This is a genomic window from Streptomyces sp. NPDC003038, assembly GCF_040611115.1.
GTDB lineage: Bacteria > Actinomycetota > Actinomycetes > Streptomycetales > Streptomycetaceae > Streptomyces.
This window is the reverse complement of record NZ_JBEXNN010000010.1, coordinates 41,007-59,288: the sequence shown is the minus strand read 5'-3', so window position 1 is coordinate 59,288 and position 18,282 is coordinate 41,007. Positions and strand designations below refer to the sequence as shown.

The 18,282-nt window shown below is 71.4% G+C and carries 18 protein-coding genes; 10 read left to right on the top strand and 8 right to left on the bottom strand.

The features are described 5' to 3' along the window. Window positions 1-93: 93 nt before the first annotated feature. The 4 genes from ABZX75_RS15390 (at window position 94) to ABZX75_RS15375 (ending at window position 4,092) form a co-directional block, all read left to right on the top strand. Complete coding sequence (locus ABZX75_RS15390; RefSeq protein WP_355410667.1) at window positions 94-1,149, top strand: ABC transporter ATP-binding protein; 1,056 nt, start codon at window positions 94-96, stop codon at window positions 1,147-1,149. Between the two features lie 2 nt (window positions 1,150-1,151). Further along, window positions 1,152-1,931, top strand: a complete 780-nt coding sequence (locus ABZX75_RS15385; RefSeq protein ID WP_355410666.1) for an ABC transporter permease subunit — start codon at window positions 1,152-1,154, stop codon at window positions 1,929-1,931. 179 nt (window positions 1,932-2,110) lie between these two features. Then, window positions 2,111-3,229 carry an ABC transporter ATP-binding protein gene (locus ABZX75_RS15380; protein WP_355410665.1) on the top strand — a complete coding sequence of 373 codons (1,119 nt, stop codon included), beginning with the start codon at window positions 2,111-2,113 and terminating at the stop codon, window positions 3,227-3,229. Continuing rightward, window positions 3,226-4,092, top strand: coding sequence for an ABC transporter permease (locus ABZX75_RS15375; protein ID WP_355410664.1), 867 nt, complete (start codon window positions 3,226-3,228; stop codon window positions 4,090-4,092). The genes ABZX75_RS15380 and ABZX75_RS15375 overlap by 4 nt, the downstream gene beginning before the upstream one ends. Before the next feature lie 25 nt (window positions 4,093-4,117). Here ABZX75_RS15375 and ABZX75_RS15370 read toward each other — a convergent pair whose 3' ends face one another. Continuing rightward, window positions 4,118-4,459: an ATP/GTP-binding protein gene (locus ABZX75_RS15370; protein WP_355410663.1), complete on the bottom strand. Its 342-nt coding sequence runs from the start codon at window positions 4,457-4,459 to the stop codon at window positions 4,118-4,120. 243 nt (window positions 4,460-4,702) lie between these two features. Here ABZX75_RS15370 and ABZX75_RS15365 point away from each other — a divergent pair, with 243 nt between their 5' ends. After that, on the top strand, window positions 4,703-5,734 hold the full coding sequence (locus ABZX75_RS15365) for an LLM class flavin-dependent oxidoreductase (RefSeq protein WP_355410662.1): 1,032 nt from the start codon (window positions 4,703-4,705) through the stop codon (window positions 5,732-5,734). A 61-nt stretch (window positions 5,735-5,795) separates the two neighbouring features. On the opposite strand, the gene ABZX75_RS15360 is transcribed toward ABZX75_RS15365, so the two are convergent. After that, window positions 5,796-6,188 (bottom strand): SCO5389 family protein, encoded by a 393-nt coding sequence (locus tag ABZX75_RS15360; RefSeq protein WP_243336246.1) that lies wholly within the window; start codon window positions 6,186-6,188, stop codon window positions 5,796-5,798. A 220-nt stretch (window positions 6,189-6,408) separates the two neighbouring features. Here ABZX75_RS15360 and nucS point away from each other — a divergent pair, with 220 nt between their 5' ends. Next, window positions 6,409-7,080, top strand: a complete 672-nt coding sequence (gene nucS, locus ABZX75_RS15355) for an endonuclease NucS (protein ID WP_355410661.1) — start codon at window positions 6,409-6,411, stop codon at window positions 7,078-7,080. 168 nt (window positions 7,081-7,248) lie between these two features. Here the strand turns inward: nucS and ABZX75_RS15350 are convergent, their stop codons facing one another. The 3 genes from ABZX75_RS15350 to ABZX75_RS15340 all read right to left on the bottom strand — a co-directional run bounded on the left by ABZX75_RS15350 (window position 7,249) and on the right by ABZX75_RS15340 (window position 11,364). Beyond that, window positions 7,249-9,828, bottom strand: a complete 2,580-nt coding sequence (locus tag ABZX75_RS15350) for an ATP-binding protein (RefSeq protein WP_355410660.1) — start codon at window positions 9,826-9,828, stop codon at window positions 7,249-7,251. Window positions 9,829-10,012: 184 nt separating this feature from the next. Continuing rightward, entirely contained in the window at window positions 10,013-10,336 is a 324-nt protein-coding gene (locus tag ABZX75_RS15345; RefSeq protein ID WP_355410659.1) for an STAS domain-containing protein, read from the bottom strand. A 179-nt stretch (window positions 10,337-10,515) separates the two neighbouring features. After that, complete coding sequence (locus ABZX75_RS15340) at window positions 10,516-11,364, bottom strand: 3-hydroxyacyl-CoA dehydrogenase family protein (RefSeq protein ID WP_355410658.1); 849 nt, start codon at window positions 11,362-11,364, stop codon at window positions 10,516-10,518. A 197-nt stretch (window positions 11,365-11,561) separates the two neighbouring features. Between ABZX75_RS15340 and ABZX75_RS15335 the strand changes: the two genes are divergently transcribed. Then, window positions 11,562-12,134 carry a cob(I)yrinic acid a,c-diamide adenosyltransferase gene (locus ABZX75_RS15335; RefSeq protein ID WP_355410657.1) on the top strand — a complete coding sequence of 191 codons (573 nt, stop codon included), beginning with the start codon at window positions 11,562-11,564 and terminating at the stop codon, window positions 12,132-12,134. 112 nt (window positions 12,135-12,246) lie between these two features. Here ABZX75_RS15335 and ABZX75_RS15330 read toward each other — a convergent pair whose 3' ends face one another. After that, entirely contained in the window at window positions 12,247-12,813 is a 567-nt protein-coding gene (locus ABZX75_RS15330; RefSeq protein WP_355410656.1) for a hypothetical protein, read from the bottom strand. Window positions 12,814-12,982: 169 nt separating this feature from the next. Here ABZX75_RS15330 and ABZX75_RS15325 point away from each other — a divergent pair, with 169 nt between their 5' ends. The 3 genes from ABZX75_RS15325 to ABZX75_RS15315 all read left to right on the top strand — a co-directional run bounded on the left by ABZX75_RS15325 (window position 12,983) and on the right by ABZX75_RS15315 (window position 17,110). Beyond that, a complete protein-coding gene (locus ABZX75_RS15325) occupies window positions 12,983-14,179 on the top strand; it encodes a histidine kinase (protein WP_355410792.1) in 1,197 nt (398 codons plus the stop codon). Beyond that, window positions 14,176-14,829, top strand: coding sequence for a response regulator transcription factor (locus tag ABZX75_RS15320; protein ID WP_355410655.1), 654 nt, complete (start codon window positions 14,176-14,178; stop codon window positions 14,827-14,829). Before ABZX75_RS15325 ends, ABZX75_RS15320 begins: the two co-directional genes overlap by 4 nt. Window positions 14,830-15,205: 376 nt before the next feature. Then, complete coding sequence (locus ABZX75_RS15315; RefSeq protein ID WP_355410791.1) at window positions 15,206-17,110, top strand: glycoside hydrolase family 18 chitinase; 1,905 nt, start codon at window positions 15,206-15,208, stop codon at window positions 17,108-17,110. A gap of 120 nt (window positions 17,111-17,230) precedes the next feature. Here ABZX75_RS15315 and ABZX75_RS15310 read toward each other — a convergent pair whose 3' ends face one another. Together ABZX75_RS15310 and ABZX75_RS15305 are read right to left on the bottom strand one after the other, a co-directional pair. After that, window positions 17,231-17,677, bottom strand: a complete 447-nt coding sequence (locus tag ABZX75_RS15310) for a DUF2550 domain-containing protein (RefSeq protein ID WP_355410654.1) — start codon at window positions 17,675-17,677, stop codon at window positions 17,231-17,233. 125 nt (window positions 17,678-17,802) lie between these two features. Continuing rightward, on the bottom strand, window positions 17,803-18,177 hold the full coding sequence (locus tag ABZX75_RS15305) for a F0F1 ATP synthase subunit epsilon (RefSeq protein WP_355410653.1): 375 nt from the start codon (window positions 18,175-18,177) through the stop codon (window positions 17,803-17,805). Window positions 18,178-18,282: the final 105 nt, after the last annotated feature.

The window sequence follows — 18,282 nt, the reverse complement described above, 5'->3', positions numbered from 1 at the left end:
GGGGAACCAGCCGGTAGCGAAACAGCGTGCCCGAGGGCCTTGTGCCACCTCGAAGAGGTGGCACAAGGCCCTCGGGCGTTCTAGCGTGGCCGCATGATCGAGCTTGAGGGCCTTACCAAACGATTCGGCGCGAAGACCGCCGTGGACCACCTCAGCTTCCAGGTCAGACCGGGGGTGGTGACCGGCTTCCTCGGCCCCAACGGGGCCGGGAAGTCCACGACCATGCGCATGATGCTCGACCTCGACAATCCGACCAGCGGTACGGTCCGGATCGACGGGAAGCACTACCGGGACCTGCCGGAGCCCTTGAAGTACATCGGTGCGCTGCTGGACGCGAAAGCCATGCACGGCGGCCGCAGCGCCTACAACAACCTTCTCTGCCTTGCCCAGTCGAACCGGATCCCGGAGAGCCGGGTCGCGGAGGTGCTGGACCTGGTCGGCCTGACGGCCGTGGCGAAGAAGAAGTCGAAAGGATTTTCGCTCGGCATGGGGCAGCGGCTGGGAATCGCCTCCGCCCTGCTCGGTGATCCGGAGATCCTGATGTTCGACGAACCCGTCAATGGTCTGGACCCGGAGGGAATTCTCTGGATCCGCAATCTTATGAAGGGCCTGGCGGCAGAGGGAAGAACGATCTTCGTCTCCTCTCATCTGATGAGTGAAATGGCCCTGACCGCCGACCATTTGGTCGTCATCGGCCAGGGAAGGCTGCTGGCCGATCTGTCCATGGCCGATTTCATCCACCAGAACTCCCGCAGTTACGTCCGGCTGCGCTCGCCTCAGCAGGAACGGCTCAAGGACGTCCTGCACGAGGCCGGGATCGACGCCATCCCCGTCCCGGCCACGGGCGCACTGGAGATCGACGGCGTGAGCCCGGAGCGGCTCGGCGAGCTCGCCGCCGAGCACCAGATCGTCCTGCACGAACTCAGCCCGCAACGGGCTTCACTGGAAGAAGCGTTCATGCGCATGACGGCGGACTCCGTCGAGTACCACGCCCACGCGCCGGGCGCCGGTCTCCCCGGCGGGCCGGTCATCCCGGGCGCACCCGGCGCCCCGGTCGTCCCCGGCATGGCCGCCGACAACCCGGCCCGGCCGGCCGACGTCCCCGCGTGGGGCGCCGGCTACGAGGCGACGCGCAAGGGCGGTGAGTGACCATGTCGGCCTTCCCCGCCATCCTCAAGTCCGAGTGGACCAAGATCCGTACGGTCGCCTCGACCAGCTGGACCCTCGCCATCGCCCTGATCGCGACCGTCGGGTTCGGTGCCGCTTTCTGCGCCGCGATCAACTCGGCCATCGATGACATGAGCGCCATCGAACGGGCCACCTTCGACCCCACCCTGGTGAGCTTCGGCGGGATGACCTTCGGCCAGCTGTCGATGATCGTCTTCGGGGTGCTGGTGGTCAGCACCGAGTACAGCTCGGGCATGATCCGCACCTCACTGGCCGCCGTACCCGGACGCGCGAGCTTCCTGTTGGGCAAGCTCACCGTGGCCACGACACTGGCCCTGCTGGTCGGACTGCTGACCAGCTTCGTGTCCTTCTTCCTCGGCCAGGCGATCCTGGGGGATCACGGCATCGGCATCGGCGAGGAGAACGTCCTGCGCGCGGTGCTCGGCGCCGGCCTCTACATGGCGCTCCTCGCCCTGTTCTCCATGGGCGTAGCTTCCATGCTGCGCAGCTCGGTCGCCGCGATCAGCATCCTGATCCCGTTCTTCCTGATCGTCTCGAACCTCCTCAGCGGATTCGAAGCGACCCGCAAGTACGGCCAGTACCTGCCCGACCAGGCGGGATCCAAGATCATGCAGGTCGTGCCGGACGCCATGGGCAGTGCCGAAACCCCCTACGGTCCCTGGGGCGGCCTCGGGCTGATGGTCCTGTGGGTGCTGGCCGCCGTACTCGGTGGCTACGTCGTGCTGAAGAAGCGCGACGCGTGACGGGCCGGGCACGCTCCGGCCTCCGTCCTGTGACCGACCTCTGAGGTACTACGGGTGATCCCCGGGTCGGACTCAGGGGCAGCTCAGGGATCCGGCCCGGGACGGAACCACAGGAGACTCGATATCCTCTTAACCCTTACGCGGGCGAAAGTCGTCCCGGCCTGGTAAGGGGCAGCAAGATGATCGAGGCAGTCGGCCTGACCAAGCGCTACGGCGCCAAGACCGCCGTCGACCAGCTGTCCTTCCAGGTCAAGCCGGGTCACGTGACCGGATTCCTGGGGCCCAACGGCTCCGGGAAATCCACCACCATGCGCATGATCCTCGGCCTCGACCGGCCCACCTCGGGGCACGTCACGATCAACGGCCTCCCCTTCCGCGAGCTGCCGAACGCCCAGCGGCACGTCGGCGCCCTGCTCGACGCCAAGGCCGTGCACGGCGGCCGCCGGGCGCGCACGCACCTGCTCTCCGTCGCCCAGCTCTCCGGGATCCCGGAGAAGCGGGTGGACGAGGTGCTGGCCGTGGTCGGCCTCCAGGACGTCGCCCGGCAGCGGACGAAGGGCTTCTCCCTCGGCATGGGCCAGCGGCTCGGCATCGCCACCGCCCTGCTCGGCGACCCGCAGGTGCTGCTGTTCGACGAGCCGGTCAACGGGCTCGACCCCGAAGGCATCCGCTGGGTCCGCAATCTCATGCGGCAGCTCGCCGCCGAGGGCCGCACCGTCCTGGTCTCCTCGCACCTCATGAGCGAGATGGCGCTGACCGCCGACCACCTGATCGTGATCGGCCGGGGACGGCTGCTGGCCGACATGGGCACCCAGGAGTTCATCACCCACAACTCGGCCGGATTCGCACGGGTGCGCGCGGCCGACACCGATCCGGATGGCTGGGACACGCTGGGCGCGGTCCTCACCAAGGCGGGCGGCCGGGTGCTCCAGGAGCCCGGAGGAGCACTGCGCGTGACCGGCCTGGAGCTTCCCCGCATCTCGGATCTCGCGCACGAGGCGGGCGTACGGCTGTGGGAGCTGTCACCGCACCGGGCCTCGCTGGAGGAGGCGTACATGCGGATGACCCAGTCCTCCGTCGAGTACACCTCCACCGAGGACCCGCGGGCCGAGCTGTGGGAGCCGCCGCCGCTGACCGTCCCGAAGTGGGAGGACGAGGCCGCGGCCCCGGAGGTCCCGCGGACGGGCTTCTACGCGCCTCCGCCGCCCGGGGCGGGCGGGCAGCAGCCCTTCCTGATGCCCAGTGAACCCGGCGAGCTCGCCGGAGCCGCCAAGAACGATCCCGAGGACCCCCGATGACCGGCCCCACGCGCACCGGCCCGACCTCGCCCGCCACCCCGCCCGGGGACCAGCCGCGGAACTACTCCTCGACGCTGCCCACACCACGGCCGCACCTGGGACACGCGCTGGCCTCGGAGTGGACGAAGCTGGTCTCGGTGCGCTCCACGCTGTGGACGCTGGGCGCCCTCGTGGTGACCGTGGTCGGCATCGGGCTGCTCTTCGTGGCGCAGACCCGGGACGGGGACTACGCGGACATGCCGTTCACCACGCCCGCGCTCTTCGGCCTGCTGATCGGGCAGCTCGCGGTGATGGTGCTGGGCGTCCTGACGATCACCTCGGAGCACGGCACCGGGCTGGTCCGCACGACCTTCACCGCCGCCCCCGACCGGCACCGGGTGCTCACCGCGAAGTACCTCGTCTTCGGCATCACCGCCTTCGTCGCCACCGCCGGCTCGGTCGCCGTGGTCGCACTGGCAGCCGCGATCGTGCACAACGGCCCGGCCGCAGGGCCGCATGCGGACGGCGAATGGCTGGGCGGACTGGCCGGCAGCTTCTACGTCACCCTGCTCGGGGTGCTCGCCCTCGCCGTCGGGGCGCTGGTGCGGCACTCGGCCGGGGCGATCGCCGTGATGCTGGGCCTCGTGACGCTGCCGCCGGTGATAGGGGCGATGCTCAGCGTCTGGGAGGCCGCCGCGCCCCTCGGACGCGGGGTCCTGGCGCACAACGCGCCGGTGGCGCTGATGCAGTTGTTCGGCATGCCGGACGGCGGCTCCCCGGGGGCGGATCCGCCCAGCGACTGGAGCCACATGCTGCTGATCCTGGTGGTGACGGGAGCCGCGGTCGCGGCCTCGTACACGGTGGTCGGACGCCGGGACGTGTGACGGACGCACCCCACTTCGCCGAGGCCTAGTACTTCGGCGCGTTCCTGGACCGCTGCACCTTCGAGGTGCGGCGGTCCTTCGCGTTCCAGCAGGCCTTGTGCCAGTGCCGCCGGTCTTCCACGCCGCCGTACTCCGGCCAGGCCACCAGGTGCGGAGTGCCGGAGGGGATCTCCTGGTCGCAGCCGGGGCAGCGGTAGCGCTTGCCCGCGGCGCTCGCGCCCGCGACGTGCCGGACCTTCCACTCCTCGCCCTGGTACTCCTCGGTGCGTTCCAGCCCGTACCGGTCCAGATGCGCGGAGCCGGAGCCCGGGTCCGCACGATCGGCTGGATTCCCGCCGCCCCTGGGGCGGTTGTGGCGCGGTGACACGTATACCTCACGGAGGGGCGGACGGCAGTGACTTTCTCCCAGACTACGCGCAGCGAGGCCGGGTACCCGCAGGGTGGCCGAGAGAGGTGGAAGGCCTTGCGAGGACTGGCCCGACAATCCCAATAACTTTCCTGTCAGCCCGTGCCTTTGGCACGTGTCAGACGTTGTTGCCGGTAACACGTTATGCATCAGGAAGCCGGTCCACCTGGGGGAGGCCGCGTCAGCCGCGAGGAGGCTAAGGCGATGCGCGTAGGAGCGTTTGTACTGGCGGCCCAGTTCCCGGGTCAGGGACAGGGCGAGGCACTGCACCGGGCGGTGCGGACCGCCGAGGTGGCCGAGGAGGCCGGGCTGGACTCGGTCTGGCTCGCCGAGCACCACTTCGTCCCGTACGGGGTCTGCCCGTCGGCGGTGACCCTGGCCGCCCTGCTGCTGGGCCGGACCCGGCGGCTACGGGTGGGCACGGCGGTGAGCGTGCTGCCGAACACGCACCCGGTGGCCCTCGGGGAACAGGCGGCGCTGCTGCACCTGACCTCGGGCGGCCGCTTCACGCTCGGGGTGGGCCGCGGCGGGCCGTGGGTCGACCTGGAGGTGTTCGGTGGCGGCCTGGAGGCGTACGAGAACGGCTTCCCGGAGGCCCTGGACCTGCTGCGGCGCTGGCTGACGGAACCGAGGGTGGGGACCGCCGGCGAGCGGTACGACTTCCGCGAGGTGGCGGTCGTACCGAGGCCTTCGGAGGCCCTGGACGGGGACGGAGCGGGCCCGGAGGTGATCGTCGCCTGCACCTCGCCGACGTCGGTACGGCTGGCAGCGGAGCGGGGGCTGCCGATGCTGCTGGGCATGCACTGCGGGGACGAGGACAAGGCGGCGATGGTCGGCCTGTGGAGCCGCACGGCGCTGGCGGCGGGCCATTCGCGGGAGCACGTGAGGGCCGTGGGCCATGTGTCCGCCGGCGTGTGCCAGCTGGCCGACCGCGCGGCTGACGCCCGCGAGGCCCTGTTGAAGTCGATGCCGGGATGGCTGAAGCAGGGTCTGGACGCACATGTGACGGTGGACGGCCGCGTGCGCGCGATGCGGGATCCCGTCGCGTACACGGAGCTGCTGTGCGAACTGCACCCGGTGGGCAGCCCGCGGCTGGCGGCGGACCGGCTGGCGGCCACGTCGGAGCGCACGGGGATCACGCGCTTCGCCCTCCTGACGGAAGGCTCCGGCGATCTCGCCGCGACGGAGGAGAACCTACGACGCCTCGGCGCCGAAGTCCTGCCCCGCCTCGGCTGAGACCTGGCTGCCGCTCCGGAAACGGAGCGGCAGCGAAGTACCGGTCGTCTCAGCAGTCCTCTTAGCAGTCCCGCATTTCCGGTGACTGGTTGAGCAGCTGGCCACGGATCGAAGTGAACTTGGCCAGCCGGTCGTCCACCGAGGAGTCCAGCGGGAAGACCGCCACTCGGTGACAGTTCTGGAATGCCAGGCGCACTCCGAAGTGCCGCTGCAGCGCACCACGTATCGCGTCACTCGCGAGAGCGCGCAGCAACTGCCCACGCGCCTGCTCGTCGGGCGGCGGCGTCTGGTTGTCGGCGAACTGTCCGCCGTCCACCTTCAGCTGGGCCACCAGTGAGCTGATCATCTCCCACGCATAGGGCAGGGAGGTCCGGACGCAGTCGACGAAAGCGGCTTCATCGACCTCGCCTCGCTCGGCCTGTTCGAGTAGGGCCGGTGAGACGTCGAGCGACATGGGTTCTCCTCTCGCGACTCCGGCTGTTTGGGTAGCCGGAGTCTTACGGGCAGGGAAGGAGGCCGCGACGCAGCGTGCACGCTCGGCAACCTCCCGCTCACCACGGTAGGCGCCCCTTGGATGCCGCACCAGGAGAATGCGCATACAACGCGCCATCGGCGAACGGGGCTTTCACGGGCGAATCGCGTGGAGGCCGGTCGGTCGAGTAGCGTTGCCGACCATGCGTCTCGTCATTGCCCGCTGCTCCGTCGACTACGCGGGCCGGCTCACCGCCCATCTGCCCTCGGCACCCCGTCTGATCCTCGTAAAGGCCGACGGAAGTGTCTCGATCCATGCCGACGACCGGGCGTACAAACCGCTCAACTGGATGTCGCCGCCGTGCACCCTCAAGGAGGGGAGCGGTGACGAAGCCGGCGTCTGGACGGTCGTCAACAAGGCGGGCGAGAAGCTCATCATCACGATGGAGGAAGTCCTGCACGACTCCTCCCACGAGCTGGGCATCGACCCCGGGCTCATCAAGGACGGCGTGGAGGCGCACCTCCAGGAACTCCTCGCGGACCGCATCGAAACGCTGGGCGAGGGCTACACGCTGATCCGGCGCGAGTACATGACGGCGATCGGCCCGGTGGACATCCTGTGCCGGGACGCGTCCGGCGTGACGGTGGCCGTGGAGATCAAGCGCCGCGGCGAGATCGACGGCGTCGAGCAGCTGACCCGCTACCTGGAACTCCTGAACCGCGACCCGCACCTCGCGCCGGTCCGGGGCGTGTTCGCGGCCCAGGAGATCAAGCCGCAGGCGAAGGTGCTGGCCACGGACCGCGGGATGGACTGCGTCGTCCTGGACTACAACGCCATGCGCGGCATCGAGGACGACAAGCTCCGCCTGTTCTGACCCTCCCCCCCAGGTCCTCCCCCCTGGCGAGCCCCTCGGAGGGCGGGCGGGTTCGCGGGTCGGGGCGGCCGGGTGTGAGGGCGGCCGGGATGCGCCGCGCGAGGGGTGGCGGCCACCACCACCGCACTTCGCACCCTCTGCCGGCGGTCCCTTGCGGGCGGCCCTGCCCTACTCTCCGCCCGGCGCCGTACCCGTGGGCACCGTGGTACCGGTGGGCCCGGAAGCGTCCGTGGGCGCCGGGGATACGGACGCCGACGGCGAGGGCTCCGGGGACGGCGACGTGGGCGGAGTGGACGACTGTGTCGGCGTCACCGGGGGCTTCGGGGACGACGGGGTGCGGGACGGTGTGCGGGACGGGGGTGCCGGGGTCCGGCCAGGGGTCGGGGCGGTGTTCTGCCCGGGGGTGCCGGGGTCCGTTGCCGGGGCCGACGTGGCGGGATCCGGAGCGGGGTCGTTCCCGCTCGTGTCCGGCACCACCGGCGGAGCCACGACCGGCGCGGTCGAGGACCCCGTCGGCCCGTTCGACGGCGATGTGGACGGCGACGACGGCGACGGTGTCGGCGGTGTCTCCGAGGAGCCCATCGCCAGGCTGACCACCGTGCCCAGTGCCACCACCGCCAGCGCACCGGCCGCGGCCAGCAGCACCGGGCGGCGGCTGGGCCTGCGCGACGGCTGAGGGGCCGCAGGGGCCACTGCCGCCGGCGCGGGCTTCGGCTCGACCGGGAAGGCGTCCTCGAACACCTCGGACAGCGTCGTCGGGGAGTCGGGACGGCGGACCACGTCCACGACCGGCCTCACAGGAGCCACAGGCGTCACCGCCGCCACCGGCTTCACGGGAGTCACGGGCTTCGCCGGGGTCACGGGGGTCACCGGCTTCACCGGCTCTGCCGGGGTCACGGGAGTCACCCGTGTCACCGCCTCGGACGCCACCGGTCCCGCCTGGACAACCGGCGTCACCCTCGTCACGGCCTCCGAACCTGCCGCCGGACCCGCCGGCGAACCCGCCGACAGCGCCACCGGGCCGGGCGCGGCACCCGGCAAGGCCGCCGCCGCCGCTGCGACCGGCGGCTCCAGCCGCAGCGGCGGCGACGCCGCCGCCCCCGCCGCCTCGGCCTCACGGTCCGAGACCAGCGCCAGCGCCCGCCGCCCGGCCACGGTGCCCCGCTTGTCCGCCAGCGCGCCCCGCAGCCCGATCGACGCCTCCAGCTCGGCCCGGGCCCGGTCCAGCCGTCCCTCGCACAGCGCGAGCACGCCCAGCTCGTGGTGGAAGTACGCCTGCTCCGCGACCTCCCCCGCCTTCCGCGCGGCCTCGGCGCCCGAGCGCAGCACCCGCTCCCACGCCTCCCAGCGCAGCGAGGCCGCGAACGCCGGAGCGGCGGTCCGTGCCAGCAGCACCGCCGCGACCACGTCCGCGCCGGCCAGGGCCGCGAGCACCGCGTCCGCCTCCGCCGCGACCCGCTCCGGGGTCACCGAGGAGTGCCCGGTCCACCAGGCGTAGTGCCGGGCGGCCGTACGGGCCTCCTCCGCGGCCGTCTCCCCGTACCCGGCCTCCTCCAGCTGTCGCGCGACTCCCCCGGCGAGCCGGTACCGCGTCCCGACCGGCGTCAGCAGCCCGCAGTCGAGCAGTTCCGCCACGGCCACGTCCGCATGGGTCTCCCCCACCAGCGCGGGCAGGTGCGAGTGGTGCGGCATCTCCCCGCCCAGCGCGCACGCGATCCGCAGGGCGGCCCGCCCCGATTCACTGAGCCGCGAGGCCAGCAGCCCGGCCGGGGCCGCGCCCTCCGCCAGGGTGGGCAGGGGGACTTCGGGGGTGTCGCGGGGGCGCTCCTGGAAGACGCCGGGCTCTTCCTCGTCGTCGTCCTCGGCGGCGCGGTTGAGTTCGTCCCGCCGGCGCAGCAGTGCGGCGGCCTGTACGAAGCGCAGCGGCAGCCCTTCGGAGGCGAACCGCAGGTCCTCCGCCCAGGCGGTCTCCGCGTCCGTCAGCGGCCGTCCGACGCCCGCCTCCAGCAGTTCGAGGCAGTCGGCCTTGCCGAGTCCGCCGAGGGAGACCTCTTCCAGGTGCGCGTCGTCGGAGGGGGCCCGGGCATCGGGGCGCGCGGCCAGCAGGTAGGCGCATTCGGGGGTGGCGCGCAGCAGTTCGTCGAGGGCGGATCCGCCCATCTCCAGGTCGTCGAGGAGGACGACGGCGCCGATGTCCCGTACGCGGGAGAGGAGCGTGATCCGGTCGGGCCGCTCCAGGGGGGCCTCGTACACGGCGGCGTAGAGCGTGTGGAGCAGTTCGGCGGGCTGCTGGTGGCCGCGCCCGGAGAGCCGTACGACGCCGTCGGGCGCGAGATCGGCACACTGGGCGGCGACCGCGTCGAGGAGGGTGGTGCGGCCCGATCCGGCGGGCCCGGTCAGCCGTACGGACCGGCCTCGGCCCAGCAGTCGTACGAGCCGTTCCCGTTCCTCCTCGCGCGTCGGCAGTGGCCGGACGCGTACGGGATGACCCGGGAGTACGGGCGGCCGTGCGGCGGCGTCCCGGGCGCTGCGGGCGGCGGCGTCGCGCTTGGGAGGGCGGCCGCCGGCCGTGCCGGGGCGAAGCGGCTCGATCTCGCTGCCGTCGACGGGGTTGACGGTGAGGGTGAAGTCACCGGCCGTCAGGGTGACGACGCGCGCCGGCCCCGAGGGCCCGCCGGGCCCAGCGGGCACGGCCGGAGGGCCCGCGGGCCGCTCCTGCGGTGCGGGCTGCCCCTGTATGCGGTCCATGACCAAGTCCCCCGATCGCGGGCCGTGCGCCTCGCCGTAGTACCACCCGGCCTTCGCACACTCCTGCTGCCGCTACTGGTCCGGTTTCCGCCCGAACCCTAGACGGTGACCGGTCTCGCCGGTACCGCGGGGGTGTCATCACCACCGGACCGTTACGTTTTTGCAGGAAACCGGAACACGACATTCACACCCGGGGCAGGGACTCCGCCTCAAGGCCGCCCTCGATCGCGAGGATGCGGTGCAGCCGGGTGGCGACGAGCAGGCGCTGCATCTGCGGCGGCACCCCGCGCAGTACGAGGCGCCGCCCGGTCCGGCCGGCCCTCCGGTGGGCGCCCATGATCACGCCGAGGCCGGTGGCGTCCCAGGAGTCGAGCCCGGTGAGGTCGAGCACCAGGTCACCGTGTCCGTCGTCGAGGGCGGTGTGGAGGACCGTACGGGCGTCCGCCGCGCTGCGCACGTCGAGGCGACCTCCGACTGCGAGTTCGGCGTGGTCGCCCCTGATGTGCATGTGTACTCCCGGCAGTACTGCGTACGCATACGTACGTGTGGTCCGACTGGTCCGTGGTCGGCAACTCTCACTGCAACTGACTGCCTCGCGGGCAGGGAAGTTGCCGACCGTGAGCGAACCGATACCAAAATCACCCCGACGGGTGATGGGCATTCGAACGGTGGCGCTCGGTCCCGGCCTCAGTGCTTGTAGAAGCCCTGTCCGCTCTTGCGGCCGATGTCACCGGCGTCCACCATCCGGCGCATCAGCTCCGGCGGTGCGAACTTCTCGTCCTGCGACTCGGTGTAGATGTTGCTGGTGGCGTGCAGCAGGATGTCGACGCCCGTGAGGTCCGCCGTGGCCAGCGGTCCCATCGCGTGGCCGAAGCCCAGCTTGCACGCGATGTCGATGTCTTCGGCGGATGCCACGCCCGACTCGTACAGTTTTGCGGCCTCGACGACCAGTGCGGAGATCAGACGCGTCGTCACGAAGCCGGCCACGTCGCGGTTGACGACGATGCACGTCTTGCCGACGGACTCGGCGAAGGCCCGGGTGGTGGCGAGGGTTTCGTCGCTCGTCTTGTAGCCGCGGACGAGCTCGCACAGCTGCATCATCGGGACGGGCGAGAAGAAATGCGCTCCGACGACCCGCTCCGGACGCTCCGTCACGGCCGCGATCTTGGTGATCGGGATGGCGGAGGTGTTGGAGGCGAGGATCGCGTCGTCCCGTACGAGCTTGTCGAGCGCACGGAAGATCTCGTGCTTGACTTCAAGCTTCTCGAAGACGGCCTCGACGACGATGTCGGCGTCCGCGACCGCGTCGAGGTCGGTGGTCGGGGTGATCCGCGCGAGCGCCGCCTCGGCGTCCTCGGCCGTCAGCTTGCCCTTGGAGACGAACTTGTCGTACGAGGCCTTGATCCCGTCCGTGCCACGGGTCAGCGCGGCGTCGGTGACATCGCGCAGTACGACGTCCCAACCCGCCTGAGCGGAGACCTGAGCGATCCCGGAACCCATCAGTCCGGCACCGATGACGGCGAGCTTCCCAGCCACTGCACACCCCTCGTTCTCAAGACAGCCCTGTCTCGTGTCTCTCCGGCGGAGACTAGCGCCCGGGCGGTGTGGTGTGACCGCGAAGTAACACGCGTCACGTCTCAGATGACGGACATCACACCGGTACGGTCCAGCAGTGCGGCGCAGGCCCGCAGTTGGTGTCGCACCCCCCGCCGGCCCCGAACTACTGTGGCCGCATGGTGAACCTCACGCGCATCTACACCCGCACCGGCGACAAGGGCACAACCGCCCTCGGCGACATGAGCCGTACGGCCAAGACGGACCTGCGGATCTCCGCGTACGCCGACGCCAACGAGGCCAACGCGGCCATCGGGACGGCGATCGCGCTCGGCGGTCTGCCGGCGGAGATCGTGAAGGTCCTGGTCCGGGTACAGAACGACCTCTTCGACGTCGGCGCGGACCTGTGCACCCCGGTCGTGGAGAACCCGCAGTACCCGCCCCTGCGGGTGGAGCAGTTCTACGTGGACAAGCTGGAGGCGGACTGCGACGCCTTCAACGAGGACCTGGAGAAGCTGCGCAGCTTCATCCTCCCCGGCGGCACCCCCGGCGCGGCCCTGCTCCACCAGGCCTGCACGGTGGTCCGGCGTGCCGAGCGCTCCACCTGGGCGGCGCTGGAGGTCCACGGCGAGGTCATGAACCCGCTGACGGCGACCTACCTCAACCGCCTCTCCGACCTCCTTTTCATCCTGGCCCGTGCGGCCAACAAGGAGGTCGGGGACGTGCTGTGGGTGCCGGGCGGCGAGCGCTAGGAGGGCCCGCCGGACCGCCGGACCGCCAGACCGGCGAACCGGCGAACCGGCGAACCGGCGAACCGGCGAACCGGCGGACCGGCGGACCGGCGGACCATGGGGCGGACCCGGCCTACGGCTTGCTCCGCGCGAGCTCGGGATCCGCGCCCGCCGGGGCCTTCTTCGGCCAGATGGTGTACGCGGCCGCGACGATCGCGTGGATGCCGAGCACTCGCAGCGCCCCGTACTGCCACGACCGCAGCGAGCTGACGTCCCCCGCACCGCCGACGTACCGGACGGCGGCCTCCAGCAGCCCCACCGCGACCGCCACCGCGAGCAGCGTGCGCAGCCACAGCTTCCACTCGTGCAGGGCGCGCGCCGTGCCGTAGCCGGCGCCCGCGGGCTTGGGTCCGCCGGCGAACCGGTGGGCGGCATGGCCGTCGAGCCACTTGATCGTGTAGTGGCCGAAGCCGACGGTGTACCCGATGTAGAGCGCGGCGAGCCCGTGCTTCCAGGAGGGCTCGGCCCCGTTCTTCAGGTCCAGGGTGGTGACGATCAGCAGGACCAGCTCCAGCACCGGCTCGCACAGCAGCACCGCGGCCCCGAGCCTCGGCATCCTCGCGAGGTAGCGCAGGGCCAGTCCGCCGGCCAGCAGTACCCAGAACCCGACCTCACAGGCGATGATCAGGGCGACGATCACAGGGCTCTCCGTTCCGCTCGGGTCGACGGGTTTCCGCTTCCTTCTCAGGCTTCCGTGCGGGAAGGCCGGATTCGTCGTCGCCGGTGACGACCTGTGACTGCATCCTTCGATGTACCGGCGGCGGCCGGGACTCGGCCGCCGCGGCGAGGTCAGCGGCCCGCAGACCCTGTTGGATGGGGCCGTGACCGCGAAGAACCTGCGCCCCCACCGCGACGACGTCCTCCTGGCCGTGGTCAGCGTGCTCGCGGGCCTGGCACTGTGGTCGCTCGGCGTCCACAGCTCCGGCAACCGGACCTTCCTCCCCGCCTGGGCGGCCCTGGTCCACCTCGTGGTCCTCGGCGCGATGGAGCTGCTGCGCCGCTCGGCGCCGAACGTGACCCTGGCCGTCGGCACCGTCGGACTGATCGCCGACCAGTTCACGGTGGGCAGCATCGCCACCGTCCTGATCTTCACCGACCTGATGTACGCCGCCGTCGTCTACGGCAAGCCTTCCATGGCCCGGCGGCTCCCGGTCACCACCGGCCTGATCACCGTCGCCGTCACCATCGCCTCGGTGGCGTGGCTGCGCACCCCGCAGGCCCTGCTGATCGGCGTGATCACCGGCATCGTCAGTTTCGCGCCGGCTCTGACCGGCGCGACCCTGCGCAACCACCGCGAAGCCGCCGTGGCCGCCCGGCTGCGTGCCGAGCAGACCGCGCTGCTGGCCGAGATGGACCGCACTCAGGCCGTCGCCGCCGAGCGCGCCCGCATGGCGCGGGAACTGCACGACATGGTGGCCAACCACCTCTCCGCCATCGCCATCCACTCCACCGCCGCGCTCTCCATCGACACGGCGGAGACCAGCCGCGACGCGCTCGGGGTGATCCGGGAGAACAGCGTCCAGGGGCTGGCGGAGATGCGGCGGCTGATCGGGCTGCTGCGGGACGCGGGGGCGGGGCGAGAAGCGGTCGCGATGCCCTCGTTGGACGGCCTGGACACCCTGCTCGAACAGGCCCGTGCCAACGGCCGGGCGAGCGGACTCGACTTCGTGCTCCACGACGGCCGGCCGCCCGGGAAGCCGGTGCCCGCCCCCGTGGAGCTGGCGGCGTACCGGATCGTCCAGGAGTCGCTGACCAACGCCCTCAAGCACGCCGTCCCGGGCACCGTCACGGTCCGCGTGGCCCACGCCGACGGCCTGCTGGAGGTGGCGGTGGACTCGCCGTACGGGGACCGGCCGGGCCCCCGCGCGCCCGGTTCGGGGGCGGGGCTGATCGGCATGCGGGAGCGGACGGAGCTGCTGGGCGGGGAGTTCAGGGCGGGCCGGGCCGGTGCGCTGTGGGAGGTGCGGGCGACGCTGCCCGCCGACGAGGGAGCGGTGAGGGCATGACCATCCGGGTGGTGGTGGCGGAGGACCAGAGCGCGGTGCGGGCCGGGCTGGTGCTCATCCTGCGCAGCGCGGGTGACATCGAGGTGGCGGGCGAGGCGGCGGACGGGGAGGAGGCGGTGCGCCTGGCCCGGGATCTTCGGCCGGATCTGGTCCTCATGGACGTGCAGATGCCGAGGCTGGACGGGGTGTCGGCGACCCGCCAGGTGGTCGCGGAGGGTCTGGCCGACGTCCTCGTCCTGACCACCTTCGATCTCGACGAGTACGTGTTCGGCGCCCTGCGGGCGGGGGCGGCGGGCTTCCTGCTGAAGAACGCGGAGGCGGCGGATCTGATCGAGGCGGTACGGACCGTCGCGCGCGGGGAGGGCCTGATCGACCCGGCGGTGACCCGGCGGCTGATCGCCGAGTTCGCGGCGCCGCGTGCGGAGCGGGCGTCCGTACCTCCGGAGACGGCCGACGCGGTGGCCTCCCTCACCCGGCGGGAGCGGGAGGTCCTGGGCGCTCTGGGCGAGGGCTTGTCGAACGGGGAGATCGCCGTGCGCCTGGAGATGGCCGAGGCGACGGTGAAGACGCACGTCAGTCGGCTGCTCGGAAAACTCGAACTGCGCAGCCGGGCCCAGGCAGCCGTACTGGCCCGGGAGCTCGCGCTCTGACCCGCGCCCAAAACCCCTCCCCGCCTACCGGCGGCGCCCTCGGCCGCAGCATGCGGTAACGGCCGACACAACCGCGTCCGGGCCGTACGGGGCCTCAGGTCAGGCCGCCGCCGGAGCCGGCACGCAGGCGTGCGGGAACGGCCGGCCCCGCCGACACCGCCGATCCGGACGTATGGGCCTCAGGGGCCTGGCCCCGACGCCGGAGCCGGGGCTGGCCAGCGGACGCTCGCCCGGTGCTCCCCGCCGACCCCGCCGGAGGCGCACCGCACCGGTCTGGACCTCTTGACGGTTGGTCCAGACCTTTCTACGCTCACCGCAACACTGTGGTGAGCGTGCCATGACAAGCGTGCTCACGGGCGGCGCAGGTCCCACCCCCATGTCGCAGTCGGCCCCACGGCTGCGGCGGACCTACGGAGGAGCACCCTTGAGCACAGCATCCCCACCCCGAACCAGGCGTACCCGGTTCTTCACGCGAGTGGCGGCGATCCTGGCCGCCATCGCCGTGCCCGTCAGCGGGCTCGTCGCGCTGGCCGGCCCCGCCCAGGCCGCCACCTCCGCGACCGCGACGTACACCAAGGTCTCCGACTGGGGCTCCGGCTTCGAGGGCAAGTGGACGGTGAAGAACACCGGCACCACCACCCTCAGCAGCTGGACCGTGGAGTGGGACTACCCGGCCGGCACCCAGGTGACCTCTGCCTGGGACGCCACCGTGACCAACTCGGGCACCCACTGGACGGCGAAGAATGTCGGCTGGAACGGCACCCTCTCCCCCGGCGCCAGCGTCAGCTTCGGTTTCAACGGCTCCGGCCCCGGCGCCCCCGGCGGCTGCAAGGTCAACGGCGCCTCCTGCGACGGCACCGGCCAGCCCGGCGACAACCCGCCCTCCGCTCCCGGCACCCCCACCGCGAGCAAGGTCACCGAGACCTCCCTGACCCTCAGCTGGCCGGCGGCCACCGACGACAAGGGCGTCAAGAACTACGACGTCCACCGCGGCGGCGCCAAGGTCGCGACGGTCACCGGCACCAGCTACTCCGACACCGGCCTGACCAAGGGCACGACCTACAGCTACACCGTCACCGCCCGCGACACCGTCGACCAGACCGGCCCGTCCTCCGGCGCGCTGTCGGTGACCACCCCGGGCGGCACCATCCCGCCCCCGGACCCGGGCGGCAAGGTCAAGCTGGGCTACTTCACCGAGTGGGGCGTCTACGGGCGCAACTACCACGTGAAGAACCTGGTCACCTCCGGCTCCGCCGCGAAGATCACCCACATCAACTACGCCTTCGGCAACGTCCAGGGCGGCAAGTGCACCATCGGTGACGCCTACGCCGACTACGACAAGGCCTACACCGCCGACCAGAGCGTCGACGGGGTCGCCGACACCTGGGACCAGCCGCTGCGCGGAAACTTCAACCAGCTGCGCAAGCTGAAGAAGCAGTACCCGAACATCAAGGTGCTGTGGTCCTTCGGCGGCTGGACCTGGTCCGGCGGCTTCGGCCAGGCCGCGGCCAGCCCGGCCGCCTTCGCCCAGTCCTGCTACGACCTGGTCGAGGACCCGCGCTGGGCCGACGTCTTCGACGGCATCGACCTCGACTGGGAGTACCCGAACGCCTGCGGCCTGACCTGCGACACCAGCGGCCCCGCCGCCCTGAAGAACATGATGCAGGCCATGCGCGCCAAGTTCGGCACGGGCAACCTGGTCACCGCCGCCATCTCCGCCGACGGCTCCAACGGCGGCAAGCTCGACGCGGCCGACTACGCGGGCGCCGCCCAGTACGTCGACTTCTACAACGTCATGACCTACGACTTCTTCGGCGCGTGGGAGGCCAAGGGCCCGACGGCCCCGCACTCCCCCCTCACCTCCTACGCGGGCATTCCGCAGGCGGGCTTCAACTCCGAGGCGGCGATCACCAAGCTCAAGGGCAAGGGCATACCCGGCTCCAAGCTCAACCTCGGCATCGGCTTCTACGGCCGCGGCTGGACCGGAGTCACCCAGGCGGCCCCCGGCGGCACCGCCACCGGGCCCGCGCAGGGCACGTACGAGCAGGGCATCGAGGACTACAAGGTCCTCAAGGGCAGCTGCCCGGCCACCGGCACCATCGCCGGCACCGCCTACGCCAAGTGCGGTACCAACTGGTGGAGCTACGACACCCCCGCCACCATCGCCGGAAAGATGACCTGGGCCAAGCAGCAGGGCCTCAAGGGAGCCTTCTTCTGGGAGTTCAGCGGCGACACCACGAACGGTGAGCTCGCGAACGCGATCCACACCGGGCTCCAGTAACCCCCACTGACTGCGCCCGGTGACAGACGAAGCCGGGGAGACGGGTCCGCCCCCGTCTCCCCGGCTTCATTCCCGTCCGAGACACCTCGGGACCTCCGAGACACCTCGGGAACAAGGAGGTCAGGCCACGTTCACTCGCTGCCCGGGCGGCGCCGCCTCCAGCCAGGCGAGGAAGCCGGTCAGCGCGTCGTCGCTCATGGCGAGCTCCAGGCGGGTCCCGCGGTGGCGGGCGCCGAGCACGACGGCGTCGGAGAGCAGGGCCAGCTCCTCCTCGCCCTCGGGGGCGCGGCGGGCGAGCACCTCGATGGCGGAGCGCTCCAGCAGCCGGCGCGGGCGCGGGGAGTAGGAGAACACGCGGAACCACTCGATCCGGTCACCACCGTAGCGGGCGACGCCGTACACCCAGCCCTTGCCGGAGATGTCCGGCTCCTCCGACACACCCCAGCGCACGCTGCAGTCGAAGGTCCCGCCGGACCGCTGGATCAGTCTCCGGCGCAGCCCGAAGACAAACAGCCCGATCACCACCAGGGCTACTACCAGGCCGCTCACAAGCAGAGCGAGGAGCATCTTCACCGACCTCCTCGCTCATCGAGTACCGCACGAAAAACGGACCTGCATCGCCTCAGCCGCGACCCGGTCTGGAAATTCCAGAACGAACCGCGGCTGAGGTTTCAAACTCGTCGGTACGGGGCTCAGTGCCCCGTCACCGCGCGCAGCCGGACATCGGCGCGAACCTCGGCGGCCCTGTCGGCCTCCGACTTCGCGCGCTCCAGTGCCCGCTCCGCCCGCTGGACGTCAATCTCGTCCGCGAGCTCGGCGATCTCGGCCAGCAGGGACAGCTTGTTGTCCGCGAACGAGATGAATCCGCCGTGCACCGCGGCGACGACGGTGTCGCCCCCGCTGGTGCGGATGGTCACCGGGCCCGATTCCAGCACACCGAGAAGCGGCTGGTGACCGGGCATGACGCCGATGTCGCCGGACGTGGTGCGGGCGACAACAAGGGTGGCCTCGCCGGACCAGACATTGCGGTCCGCCGCGACCAGCTCGACGTGCAGCTCAGCAGCCAAGGTGGCTCCTCGGGTCACCACCCGGCGGGTCAGCCGGGTGTTGGGTCAAATTCTAATGGGCGTGGGGAGAGGGACGGGACACACCCGCCCCTCTCCGTCAATCAG

What these genes read in the sequence shown, in the direction of transcription:
- ABZX75_RS15390 (WP_355410667.1), top strand. Translation starts at nt 94, where the DNA reads ATGATCGAGCTTGAGGGCCTTACCAAACGATTCGGCGCGAAGACCGCC.
- ABZX75_RS15385 (WP_355410666.1), top strand. Translation starts at nt 1,152, where the DNA reads ATGTCGGCCTTCCCCGCCATCCTCAAGTCCGAGTGGACCAAGATCCGT.
- ABZX75_RS15380 (WP_355410665.1), top strand. Translation starts at nt 2,111, where the DNA reads ATGATCGAGGCAGTCGGCCTGACCAAGCGCTACGGCGCCAAGACCGCC.
- ABZX75_RS15375 (WP_355410664.1), top strand. Translation starts at nt 3,226, where the DNA reads ATGACCGGCCCCACGCGCACCGGCCCGACCTCGCCCGCCACCCCGCCC.
- ABZX75_RS15365 (WP_355410662.1), top strand. Translation starts at nt 4,703, where the DNA reads ATGCGCGTAGGAGCGTTTGTACTGGCGGCCCAGTTCCCGGGTCAGGGA.
- ABZX75_RS15360 (WP_243336246.1), bottom strand. Translation starts at nt 6,188, where the DNA reads ATGTCGCTCGACGTCTCACCGGCCCTACTCGAACAGGCCGAGCGAGGC.
- nucS (WP_355410661.1), top strand. Translation starts at nt 6,409, where the DNA reads ATGCGTCTCGTCATTGCCCGCTGCTCCGTCGACTACGCGGGCCGGCTC.
- ABZX75_RS15350 (WP_355410660.1), bottom strand. Translation starts at nt 9,828, where the DNA reads ATGGACCGCATACAGGGGCAGCCCGCACCGCAGGAGCGGCCCGCGGGC.
- ABZX75_RS15345 (WP_355410659.1), bottom strand. Translation starts at nt 10,336, where the DNA reads ATGCACATCAGGGGCGACCACGCCGAACTCGCAGTCGGAGGTCGCCTC.
- ABZX75_RS15335 (WP_355410657.1), top strand. Translation starts at nt 11,562, where the DNA reads ATGGTGAACCTCACGCGCATCTACACCCGCACCGGCGACAAGGGCACA.
- ABZX75_RS15320 (WP_355410655.1), top strand. Translation starts at nt 14,176, where the DNA reads ATGACCATCCGGGTGGTGGTGGCGGAGGACCAGAGCGCGGTGCGGGCC.
- ABZX75_RS15315 (WP_355410791.1), top strand. Translation starts at nt 15,206, where the DNA reads ATGTCGCAGTCGGCCCCACGGCTGCGGCGGACCTACGGAGGAGCACCC.
- ABZX75_RS15310 (WP_355410654.1), bottom strand. Translation starts at nt 17,677, where the DNA reads ATGCTCCTCGCTCTGCTTGTGAGCGGCCTGGTAGTAGCCCTGGTGGTG.